9 protein-coding genes and 1 pseudogene are annotated in these 11,167 nt (G+C 75.3%); 6 read left to right on the top strand and 4 right to left on the bottom strand.

Annotated features, from left to right (window positions below; all coding sequences use genetic code 11):
• Window positions 1-59: 59 nt before the first annotated feature.
• Window positions 60-773: a tyrosine-protein phosphatase gene (locus PKE99_RS32795; protein ID WP_051738116.1), complete on the bottom strand. Its 714-nt coding sequence runs from the start codon at window positions 771-773 to the stop codon at window positions 60-62.
• A 360-nt stretch (window positions 774-1,133) separates the two neighbouring features.
• On the opposite strand from PKE99_RS32795, the gene PKE99_RS32790 reads away from it, so the two are divergent.
• The gene (locus tag PKE99_RS32790) at window positions 1,134-2,945 is read left to right on the top strand and encodes a DEAD/DEAH box helicase (protein ID WP_425566489.1); all 1,812 of its coding nucleotides are present in this window, start codon (window positions 1,134-1,136) and stop codon (window positions 2,943-2,945) included.
• 60 nt (window positions 2,946-3,005) lie between these two features.
• Here PKE99_RS32790 and PKE99_RS32785 read toward each other — a convergent pair whose 3' ends face one another.
• On the bottom strand, window positions 3,006-3,500 hold the full coding sequence (locus tag PKE99_RS32785; protein ID WP_051738117.1) for a L,D-transpeptidase: 495 nt from the start codon (window positions 3,498-3,500) through the stop codon (window positions 3,006-3,008).
• A gap of 207 nt (window positions 3,501-3,707) precedes the next feature.
• Here PKE99_RS32785 and ilvD point away from each other — a divergent pair, with 207 nt between their 5' ends.
• On the top strand, window positions 3,708-5,387 hold the full coding sequence (gene ilvD / locus PKE99_RS32780; RefSeq protein WP_037051942.1) for a dihydroxy-acid dehydratase: 1,680 nt from the start codon (window positions 3,708-3,710) through the stop codon (window positions 5,385-5,387).
• A 25-nt stretch (window positions 5,388-5,412) separates the two neighbouring features.
• A complete protein-coding gene (locus PKE99_RS32775) occupies window positions 5,413-6,192 on the top strand; it encodes a hypothetical protein (RefSeq protein ID WP_037051944.1) in 780 nt (259 codons plus the stop codon).
• Between the two features lie 41 nt (window positions 6,193-6,233).
• Here PKE99_RS32775 and PKE99_RS32770 read toward each other — a convergent pair whose 3' ends face one another.
• Entirely contained in the window at window positions 6,234-7,220 is a 987-nt protein-coding gene (locus PKE99_RS32770) for a nitroreductase/quinone reductase family protein (protein ID WP_063739866.1), read from the bottom strand.
• A gap of 175 nt (window positions 7,221-7,395) precedes the next feature.
• Here PKE99_RS32770 and PKE99_RS32765 point away from each other — a divergent pair, with 175 nt between their 5' ends.
• On the top strand, window positions 7,396-8,328 hold the full coding sequence (locus PKE99_RS32765; RefSeq protein WP_197040835.1) for an LLM class flavin-dependent oxidoreductase: 933 nt from the start codon (window positions 7,396-7,398) through the stop codon (window positions 8,326-8,328).
• Window positions 8,329-8,332: 4 nt separating this feature from the next.
• On the opposite strand, the gene PKE99_RS32760 is transcribed toward PKE99_RS32765, so the two are convergent.
• Window positions 8,333-8,992, bottom strand: a complete 660-nt coding sequence (locus PKE99_RS32760) for a DsbA family oxidoreductase (protein ID WP_037051947.1) — start codon at window positions 8,990-8,992, stop codon at window positions 8,333-8,335.
• 175 nt (window positions 8,993-9,167) lie between these two features.
• Between PKE99_RS32760 and shbA the strand changes: the two genes are divergently transcribed.
• Together shbA and PKE99_RS32750 are read left to right on the top strand one after the other, a co-directional pair.
• Window positions 9,168-9,731 (top strand): RNA polymerase sigma factor ShbA, encoded by a 564-nt coding sequence (gene shbA, locus PKE99_RS32755; RefSeq protein ID WP_269323053.1) that lies wholly within the window; start codon window positions 9,168-9,170, stop codon window positions 9,729-9,731.
• A gap of 88 nt (window positions 9,732-9,819) precedes the next feature.
• Window positions 9,820-10,584, top strand: a pseudogene (locus PKE99_RS32750) (maleate cis-trans isomerase family protein); the annotation flags it as partial.
• Window positions 10,585-11,167 lie beyond the last annotated feature (583 nt).

Genomic DNA, 11,167 nt, shown 5'->3' with positions numbered 1-11,167 from the left:
TGAGTGGCGATAGTCGCTATAGCGACTATCGCCACTCACGAGGGCCGTTCGGGCGTCGGTCAGCCGACGAGCCGGCGGGTGAGCAGGTCGAGGTCGTCCGGGTCGGTGCCGTGGGCCAGCAGGTGCCCGCGCAGGCCGGACGGGTGCGCCTCCATCTCGTCGAGCACCGCCTCCAGGGCCGCGCGGTCGACGCCGAGCAGGCCCCGGACGTCGGCCGGCAGGGGAGCGCCGGCCGCCTCCAGCCGCGCCCAGAGGCGGTCGAGGTTCTCGTTGGTCCGCAGGTAGTCCGCCACGACGTGCTCGCGCGGCACCCCGACCACGCCGAGCACCACGGCCGTGACGATCCCGGTGCGGTCCTTGCCCGCGGCGCAGTGCACCAGCACCGGGCCGCGGGAGCGCGCGACGATCCGCACGATCCGCGCCAGCTCGGCGGAGGCCTCCGTGACGAGCAGCCGGTAGGCCCAGGCGAGGTCGCGCTCGTCGGCCGGGGTGGCGGCCACGACGTCGGGCGCGAGCGCAGCCCCGAGCGGCACCGCGTGCACGTCCGCGACCCCGGTCAGTGGGTGCGCGAGGCCGCGGGTCTCGGCGGTCGAGCGCAGGTCGACGACGGTGCCGGGGACGACGGTCGTGAGGTCGCCGGGCTGCGGGGCGTCGCTGCGCAGGTACTCGCCGGCGCGGACGCGGCGCCCGTCGGCGGTCGGCAGGCCGCCGACGTCGCGGAGGTTGGCCGGGATGTGCAGGTCGGAGGTCGGGGCGGTCGGCGAGAGGCTCACCCGTCCGAGGGTCCCGGCGCCCGGTGAACGCCGGGTGGAATGGTGACCGGACCCACGGCCCGGCCCGCACGGGATCACAGTCGGGCCGCGATCACGGCGCTGAACAGGGCGGGAACGGGCGGGAACAGGCAGGCGCCGACGGGTGTTGATCCTCGTGTCGGCGGGCAGGACCCCGGCCCGCCGCGATCTCCCGCGACCCACGTGTGACAATGGGTGCCGTCGGCTGTCAGCGATGACGTCAGCCGAGAGCCCCATGGTCCTTGTCAGGCGGTACCGAGCCGCTCCGGGCCCGCGGGCTTCCCCGCGGGTGCGTCGTCCGTCCGGATGTCGGTCGGCCACCCCGCTGCGACGAGGACATGAGTGAGCACTCTGCTGGACCTGCCCGAGAACGACTTCGACGACTTCGAGAACGACCTCGCCTCCGAGCGTGAGGACGGCGAGGACACCGAGAACGACGACACCGAGGACGACGCCGCCGGCAGCGGTTTCGCCGAGCTGGGCCTCGCGCCCGGCATCCTCGGCGTGCTCGCCGAGCTCGGTTACGAGAGCCCCAGCCCCATCCAGGCCGAGGCGATCCCCTCCCTGATCGAGGGCCGCGACCTGCTGGGCCAGGCCGCCACCGGCACCGGCAAGACCGCCGCGTTCGCGCTGCCGATGCTGCAGCGCCTGAGCGGGACCGACCGCCGGGGCGAGCGCCGCCCGTTCGGCCTGGTCCTCGCCCCCACCCGCGAGCTGGCCATGCAGGTCAACGACGCGATCACCCGCTACGGCTCCGAGATCGGCGCGCGCGTGCTCGCCGTCTACGGCGGCGCCCCGATCGGCCCGCAGCTCGGCTCCCTCAAGCGGGGTGTCGACGTCGTCGTGGCCACCCCGGGCCGGGCGATCGACCTGATGAACCGCGGCGCGCTGTCGCTCGACGCGCTCGAGACCGTCGTGCTCGACGAGGCCGACGAGATGCTCGACATGGGCTTCGCCGAGGACATCGAGACGATCCTGCAGGCCACCCCGGACGAGCGGCAGGCGGTGCTGTTCTCCGCCACCATGCCGCGCCGCATCGAGTCGCTGGCCCGCGAGTACCTGCGCAACCCGGTCACCGTGCGGATCGCGCGCGAGGAGGTGCCGGCCGGCGAGGCGCCGCGTGTGCGGCAGACCGCCTACATGGTGCCGCGCACCCACACCACCACCGCGCTGGGCCGCATCCTGGAGCTCGAGCGGCCCACCGCCGCGATCGTGTTCTGCCGGACCCGGGCGGACGTCGACGCCGTCACCGAGACCCTCACCGCCCGCGGCCTGCGGGCCGAGGCGCTGCACGGCGGCATGGACCAGGAGCACCGCACCCGCGTCGTCGAGCGGCTGCGGTCCGGCCGCACCGACCTGCTGGTCGCGACGGACGTCGCCGCCCGCGGGCTGGACATCGAGCAGCTCACGCACGTGGTGAACCACGACGTGCCGAAGTCGCCCGAGGCCTACGTCCACCGCATCGGCCGGGTCGGCCGCGCGGGCCGCGAGGGCGTCGCGATCACGCTGGTGCCCTCCGGTGCGATCCGGCACCTGCGCAACATCGAGCGGCTGATCGGCAAGAGCGTGCCGGTCGCCCCGGTGCCCACCGTCGCGGACCTCAAGCAGGCCCGCCTCGAGCGCACCCGCACCCAGCTGCACGAGCAGCTCGTCGCCGACCTGCGGGCCGACGCCGACTCGGACCCGGACGGCGTCCGGGCCATGGTCGAGTCGCTGGCCGGGGAGTTCGACGCGCTCGACGTCGCGGCCGCCGCGGTGCGGATCGTCCGTGCCGGCAGCACCACCGCCGACGACGAGATCGACATCCCCACGCTCTCCGCGCCCCGCGAGGGCCGTGGTCCCCGCGACCGGGCCCCGCGCGAGGGCCGTCCCGGTGGTCGCGGCCAGGGTGCCCGTCCGCCGAAGGCCGGGGCCACGCGCCTGTTCGTCTCCGCCGGGCGTGCCGCGGGCATCCGCCCGCAGGACATCGTGGGCGCGCTGGCCAACGAGTCGCGGCTGTCCGGCCGGGACATCGGGGCCATCCAGATCCACGAGCGGCACACGCTGGTCGAGATCCCCGAGCACGCGGCGGACGACGTGCTGCGCTCCCTGCGCGGCGTCACCACCCTGAAGGGCCGGCGGGCCAACGTCCGCCGGGACCGCGCCACGAGCTGACCCGCGCACGGCCGAAGGGCCCCGCACCTCCTCCGAGGTGCGGGGCCCTTCGTCGTGGATCTAGTGGATCTCCACTTCGTCGCCGACCTCCAGGTCGTCGTACCAGGCGACGGCGTCGTCGTGGCCCAGGTGCACGCAGCCCGCGGACGGGTTCTGCGGGTTGCCCTCGTGGAAGGCGATGCCGCCGTCGGCGAAGAACACCGAGTACGGCATCGGGGCGTCGTTGAACTCCGCGGACCGGTGGTCCTTGTCCTTCCACTGGACCTCGAAGTCCCCGGTGGGGGTCTCCTTGCCCTGCCCGCCGTGCGAGATGCCGACCGGGCCGCGGGTGACCTTGCCGTCGTGGATCAGCCAGGCCTGGTTGTGGGCGAGGTCGACGCACGCCCGGGCGTGCTTCGAGCACGGCGTGCCGTCGGTCTGGTTCCAGTGCCCGTCGTCGGCGAACGCCGCGCCGGTGAGGGCCGCGCCGCCGAGCAGCGCGGTGAGTGCGCCGGTCGCGGCGAACCCGGTGATGCGTCGCCGGCGGCCCTCGGCGCGCCAGGCGTGTCGTGCCATCTTCTCGTCGTCCCTTCGCCCGTTCCCGAAGCCGCAACGACGGCGCGCGATACAGGTGACGGGCCGTGACCGCAAGTCGACCGGACGTGCCGGGAGTCCGGATCGTCCCCGTCGATCTTGTGTCTCCGAGGGGCTGCCGAGGCGGCCGTGAGGGAGCACGATGACCCTTGAGCCCACCACGGATCGCGATCGACGAGGAGCGCCTCCATGCCCGATCTCAAGCCCCGGTCCCACCAGGTCACCGACGGCATCGAGCGCACGGCCGCCCGCGGCATGCTCCGGGCCGTCGGGATGCGCGACGCGGACTTTGCCAAACCGCAGATCGGCATCGCGTCGAGCTGGAACGAGATCACCCCGTGCAACCTGTCGCTGCAGCGCCTGGCGCAGGCGGCGAAGGAGGGCGTGCACCGCGCCGGCGGCTACCCGATGGAGTTCGGCACGATCTCGGTGTCCGACGGCATCTCCATGGGCCACGTGGGCATGCACTACTCGCTGGTCAGCCGCGAGATCATCGCCGACTCGGTGGAGACGGTCGTGGAGGCCGAGCGGCTCGACGGCACCGTCCTGCTCGCCGGCTGCGACAAGTCCCTGCCCGGGATGCTGATGGCCGCCGCCCGGCTCGACCTGGCCGGGGTGTTCGTCTACGCCGGGTCGATCCTGCCCGGCCACGTCGACGGCCGCGAGGTCAACATCGCCGACGCGTTCGAGGCCGTCGGGGCGTGCGCGCGCGGGCTGATCAGCCGCGAGGAGCTGGTCGAGATCGAGCGGGCGATCTGCCCCGGCGAGGGCGCGTGCGGCGGCATGTACACGGCGAACACGATGGCCAGCGCGGCCGAGGCACTGGGCATGGCGCTGCCGGGCTCGGCCAGCCCGCCCGCGGTCGACCGGCGGCGCGACGGCATCGCCCGCGCCTCCGGCGAGGCCGTGGTCGGGCTGCTGGAGAAGGGGATCACCGCCCGGCAGATCCTGACCCGGGAGGCGTTCGAGAACGCGATCGCGGTCGTCCTGGCGTTCGGCGGGTCCACCAACGCCGTGCTGCACCTGCTCGCGATCGCCGCCGAGGCCGGGGTGCCGCTGGAGCTCGACGACTTCAACCGGATCGGCGAGCGTGTCCCGCACCTGGCCGACGTGAAGCCCTTCGGCGCGCACGTGATGAGCACGGTCGACCAGGTCGGCGGCGTGCCCGTCGTGATGAAGGCGCTGCTCGACGCCGGCCTCCTGCACGGTGACGCCCTCACCTGCACCGGGCGCACCGTCGCCGAGAACCTGGCGGAGATCGACCCGCCGGGCCTCGACGGCACGGTGATCCGCGACCTCAGCGACCCCATCCACCCGACGGGCGGCCTGACCATCCTGCGCGGCTCGCTCGCGCCCGACGGCGCCGTGGTGAAGAGCGCCGGGTTCGACGCCGCCGAGTTCCGCGGGCGCGCGCGGGTGTTCGACGGCGAGCAGGGCGCGCTCGACGCCGTCACGGACGGCACCGTCGTCCCCGGCGACGTCGTGGTGATCCGGTACGAGGGCCCGCGCGGCGGGCCGGGGATGCGGGAGATGCTCGCCGTGACCGGGATGATCAAGGGCGCCGGGCTGGGCAAGGAGGTCCTGCTGGTCACGGACGGTCGGTTCTCCGGGGCGACGACCGGCCTGTGCATCGGGCACGTCGCGCCGGAGGCGACCGACGGCGGCCCGATCGCGCTGGTGCAGGACGGCGACCCGATCGTGCTGAACATGGCCACCAAGACCCTCGACCTGGACGTCTCTGAGGAGGAGCTGGAGAAGCGGCGGACGGACTGGACGCCGCGCGACCCGGGGCGGCGTCGGGGCGTGCTCGCGAAGTACGCGAGACTCGTGGGGTCGGCGGCGCAGGGGGCGGTCTGCTCCCAGGACTAGCGCCGGAACGCGCACGAGGAGCGGTGTGGGCAAGAAGCAGCAGTCGCGGGGCCAGAAGCGGGCGGCGAAGGTCGCGGCGCGGCGGAAGAAGGCCGGGCGGCCGCACGAGCCGCTGCGTCCCGTCACCACCCTGCCCGGCCTCGACGAGTACGGGCCCGCCGACGGCCTCGGGCAGGACCTCGTCGAGGAGCTGCAGCCCGTCGACGAGATGCGCTACGCCGTCGCGGAGATCCGCACCGTGCGGGCGGTCGGCCCGTACGACGGCAACCCGGAGTGGCTGGAGGTCCTGGAGGCCAACGTCGCCGCGCTCGCCGAGGCCGGGGAGGACGACCTGGTCGTCGAGATCATCGACGACCGGGTGCGGCGGGCCGTCGCGGACACCCTCGCCTCGTCGTCGCCCGAGCCGGCCCGGGAGGAGGTCCGGTGCCTGGTGGCGTCGGACGGCGAGACCGCGCCGGCCGACCTGGCCCCGGGCGAGCCCGGCGGCGCGCCCGCGCAGGCCCTGGCCTTCGCCGTCCTGCTCGGCTGGCTCGCCAACAGCGGCCCGCGGCCGATCCCGGCGGCCGCCCGCACGCGCGTCCCGGAGTGGGTCCGCTCGACCCTGGGCGACGGGGCGGCCGCGGCCGTCGACCGGGTGATCGGGATCCTCGGCTCGGATGCCGACCGTGCGGAGGCGATCGGCCCGGTCGCCGAGGAGCTGGGCGACGACTACCTCGCCGCCCTCATGTGGATCGCCGCCGGCCTCGTCGCCCTCTACGGCGAGGGCTCGACCGACTACCTACCCGGCGTCGACGCCGAGGGCTGACCACGCAGGTCCGTGTGTGGCCCCGTGCCTCGGGCGAGTAGTCACGCGTCCTGGACCGCGAAGACGGGGTAGCGCTCGGCCAGGGGCGCGAGTTGCTCGATCGAGGGGTGGGGCGGCAGATCGAAGTAGTACCGCGCCGCCCGCGCGGGGGAGCGGGACAGCGCGCGACGCTGCAGGAACGCGTGCAGGATCGGGGCGCGGTCGGGCACTGCCACCGGGGTGAGCCGCACCCGTCGGGCGTCGCCGTGCCGGAGCACGGCCTCGCCCCCGGCCGCGCGCAGGTTGCGCACCCACTCCGACTCGCCCGCCAGGGACACCAGGTAGTCGCGGTCCGCGTGCCGTGCGACGACGACCGCGATCCGCCGCGGCAGCCCGGTACGGCGCCCCCGCACCTCCAGCGAGACCGTGTTCCCCGGGGTCAGGCCGCGCGCCGCGAGCCGTTCGACGGCGGCGTTCACCCGGTGGCCGAGCGCCGGCGGCAGGGCGTTGGTACGGCGGCGGGCCGGTGCGCCGGGAGTGCTCCCGGGCGGCACGTCGGACGTAATCCGGAAGACGGGAAAGTCCCCGGCGATCCGTTCGAACTCCGCGAGCGGGGCGTCGGAGGGCACCCGCAGGTGGGGCCGGGCGCCGGGGGCGAGCTGCAGGTAGCGCCGCAGGATCGGGGCCCGGGCGGCCGGCTCGAGCTCGTCGAGGTGCACCGCCTCGCGCCCGCGCCGACGCAGCACCGCCCGCCCACGCGCGGCGCGGACGTTGCGCACCCACTCGGCGCGCTCGCCGAGCATCGACACCAGGTACCGCCGGCCCTCCTGCTCGACGACGACGACCGGCAGCGCGATGGTCCGACCCGACCGCCGCGCGGTCACCTCCAGCGTCGCCGCCCGGCGCGGCGACAGCAGGCCTGCGGCGAACTGCGCCGCTGCCAGGTGGTTCATCGCCCGGGCGAGCCGGCCCGGTCGTCCGCCCCGATACATCCACCGCTTCAGCGCGTGCAGCCACTCGACCGACCGAGCGCGGTTGCCACCGGTCATCCGGCACCCCTCCGTCGGCCATGCTCCCGGCGGGCCGCTCCGGCCGAGAAGAGCCGTTGGGCCCGGGCCGTCCGCGTGGTCCGCAGATCCCGCAACCCGATCCACACCCACGTCGAGGGTCGACTACGCAGGTCCGCGTATGGTCCGCGCCCGGGGCGAGCGGGACCATCCCGGCATGTCGACGGAGCCGATCGGGGTCGTGGTCATCCCCGGCGCGGGCTGGCGGGCGGCCGACGTGCGGGAGGTCGCCCGGGCGGCCGAGGACGCGGGTTACGCGGCGGTGCTGAGCGCCGAGGTGAACAGCGACACGCTCACCACGGCCCAGGTCATGGGTGGCGCGACGAGCCGGATCCGGGTCGGGACCTGGGTGGCCGACATCTACCTGCGCCACTCGTACGTGCTCGCGAAGGGGGCCGGGCTGATCGCCGACGACACGGGCGGCCGGTTCGTGCTCGGCCTCGGCGTGAGCCACCAGCCGGTCAACACCGCGCTCGGCATCGCGATGGGCGAACCGGGCGCCGACCTGCTGCGCTACACCGCCGAGCTGCGCGACTGGTTCGCCGGCAAGGGCCCGGTCACGCACCTGCCGCAGCAGCCCGCGCCGGTCGCGGTGCCGATCCACCACGCGACGCTCGGGATGCGCGCCGTCGAGCGGGCCGCCGAGGTCGCCGACGGGATCATGCCGACGATGTGGTCGCCGGAGCGGACGGAACGCAGCCGCGAGGCGATCGTCCGGGGCCGGCATCGGGCCCCGCAACTCGGCCCGCTGGAGGTGACGCTCGGGATCCCGACCTTCGTCGGCGACGACCTGCCCACCCTCCGCGACCTCGCGCGGCAGAACCTCGCGCTCTACACGACCTTCCCGTTCTTCCGCCGGATGTGGCGCTCCGAGGGGTACGTCGAGGAGACCGACCGGATGGCGCGGGGCGAGGGCGGCGCCGCGCTGAGCGACCGCCTCCTCGACTCGTTCTGCCTGCTCGGTCCGGTGCCGCGGTGCCGGGAGCGGCTGGCGCGCTACCGCGAGGCCGGGGTGGAACTGCCGATCCTCGTGCCGCCCATCGGCCCCGCCGCCGCCCTCGCCGTCCTGGACGCCCTCGTCCCTGGGTGACCGCTCATGCGGAGCGGGTCCGGCCCTCCTCCCACGCCTGCTCCAGCAGCTGGAGGAGGGCGTCGGCAGGCTGGGCACCGGAGGCGCCGTAGGTCGCGTCGACCACGAAGAAGGGGACGCCGGTGATGCCGTAGCGGCGGGCCTGGTCCTCGTCGGCGCGGACGGCGTCGAGGTACTCGTCGGATCCCAGGACGCGGTCGACGGCCGCGGCCGGCAGCCCGGCGTCGAGGGCGAGGCGGCGCAGGGCCTCGGGCTCGCCGATCGGCTCGCCCTCGGCGAAGTACCCCTGCTGCAGGCGCTCCTTCAGCGTCTCCTGCAGTCTCGCGCCGCCCTCGTCCCAGGCCAGGTGGAGGAGCCGGTGGGCGTCGACCGTCGATCCGTCCTGCGCCTTCTCGAACCGGAACTCCACGCCCTCCGCGGCACCCATGTCCGTCATCCGGTCGTGCATCGCGCGGACCTGGGCGCGGTCGCTGCCGAACTTCGCCGCGAGCCGCTCCTCGCGGTCGCCCTGGTGCCGCCGCGGCGCCCCGGGGTCGAGCTCGAAGCTGCGGTAGCGCACCTCGACCTCGTCGGCGTGCGGGAAGCGGGCCAGCGCCGCGGCGAACCGGCGCCGGCCCAGCACGCACCACGGGCAGACGACGTCGGACCAGATCTCGACCTTCACCCCTCGCCCAACCGCGGAGGCGTCAACCCGATTCCGCCGTCCGGCTCACAGGCTCCTCTCAGCGCCGTCCTACCGCTCGGCGAGCGGTTCGGGCCATGGTCGTGGAGTGGTACTGAGGGGGAGACGGGAGACGGGGGAGCGCGCGAGACGGCCGGAGGGACCGGACCGGGAGATCGTGGCGCGGGCGTCGGCGGGGGATCCGGCGGCCGTCGCGGAGGTCCTGCGGATCGTGCGGCCGTTCGCGCTGCGCTACTGCCGCGCGCGGATGGGGACGGCGCTGCCGGGCCTGACGGCCGAGGACCTGGCCCAGCAGGTCTGCATCGGCGTGCTCGGGGCGCTGCCCCGCTACGAGGACCGCGGCCGGCCGTTCCTGGCGCTGGTGCACCGGATCGCCGTGCACGAGGTGGGCGACGCCTACCGCGCCGCCGCGCGCAGCCCGGAGCTGGCCGACCTGGTCCCGGACCGCCCGGACCGCTCGGCCGGGCCCGAGGAGCGGGCGCTGGCGCACGACGACGTCGCCCGGCTGCGGCCGGTCCTCGACCGGCTGAGCGCGGCCGCCCGCGAGGTCCTGGTACTACGGGTCGTCGTGGGCCTGTCGGCCGACGAGACGGCGGCGGTCGTCGGCAGCACGCCGGGCGCGGTCCGGGCGATGCAGCACCGCGCGCTCACCACCCTGCGCCGGCACGCGGAGGCCGAGGGGCTCTCGCCGCCGGCGACCGCGGAGATCACATCCCGCTGAGCTGCGGCGCGCCGGGATGTCCGGCCCCCTTACCTCCCGGCAACACGCCGGATCCGGTGCCGACACACGGGAGATCCACCGTGGCGGTATGCAGGAGAGCGTCGGAGGCCCCGTGGGTGGCCCTGTGCACGGCGTGGAGGCCCTGGCCGCGCCCGGTCCGTCGCCGACCTCCGGGGTCGGCGTGATCGTGCCGTTCGACTTCGCGCTGGACCGCGAGCTCTGGCGCTGGGTGCCCGACGACGCCGCCCTGCACGTCACGCGCACGCCGTTCGTGCCGTCGCCGGTCACCGCCGAGATGGCGCGGGCGATCTCCGACCCGGAGCCGGTGCGCCGCGCCACCCGGGACGTGCTGGTCCCCGAGCCCGGGGTCGTCGCCTACGCCTGCACGTCCGGCAGCTTCGTCGACGGCGCGGCGGGCGAGATCGCGCTGACCGGGGTGATCCGCGAGGCGGGCGCGCCGCACGCGCTCACCACGGCCGGGGCGCTCGTCGAGGGCCTGCGGTCGCTCGACGTGAACCGGGTCGCCGTCGTCACGCCGTACGTGGACGACCTGACCCGCCGGCTCGAGGAGTTCCTCGCCGCGCACGGGATCGACACGGTCGCGAGCGTCGGGCTGGGGCTGCTCGGCCAGATCTGGCGGGTGTCCTACGAGGAGGTCGTGCGCGCGGTCCGCGCCGCCGACCGGCCCGAGGCCGAGGCCGTGTTCATCAGCTGCACCAACCTGTCCACCTACGACGTGATCGCTCCGCTGGAGCGCCTGCTCGGCAAGCCGGTGATCACGGCGAACCAGGTGACGATGTGGGCCGCGCTGCGGGCGGTCGGGCACCGCGCTGTCGGACCCGGCCAGTCGCTGATCCACGGCACGGCCGGGTCGCCGCCGCCACCGCACCTGCGCGTGGTGCCGGACCAGCCGGCCCACCACGACGCGGACCCCGGCGGCCGGGGCGGGGGTCCCGGGGACCCGCAGGTGCTGCACAAGGTCCGCGTCCGGCTGCCGGACGAGTCCGGCGCGCTCGCCCGGCTCACCGAGGCGGTCGCCCGCGCCGACGGCAACATCCTCGGGCTCGCGGTGCACGGGCAGGACTCGCGCTCGGTCGTCGACGAGATGTTCGTCGGGTCCTCGCGGGGCGCCGACGAGCTGGCCCGCGCCATCCGCGAGGGCCTCGGCACCCAGGATCCCGGCGCCGTGCTCGTCACCCCGGCCGATCCGCACGACCTGGTCGACGCCCCCACCCGGGCCCTCGACCTCGCGGTGCAGGCGGTCGGCGGCGCGGCCGCGGGGGACGACTCCGCGCTGGCCCGCGGCCTGGGCGCGCTCGTCCACGCCGACGACGTCCGGCTCCGGCCGACCGAGCCCCCGCACCACCCGCACGTCCTGTCCGTGCCCGCGCCGAACGGCGGGTGGCTGGTCGCGCTGCGCGACTGGGCGCCGTTCA

Source organism: Pseudonocardia halophobica, assembly GCF_027922425.1.
Taxonomy (GTDB): Bacteria; Actinomycetota; Actinomycetes; order Mycobacteriales; family Pseudonocardiaceae; genus Pseudonocardia; species Pseudonocardia halophobica.
Note: the sequence above shows the minus strand (reverse complement) of the source record. Positions and strands in the feature narration are given on the sequence as shown.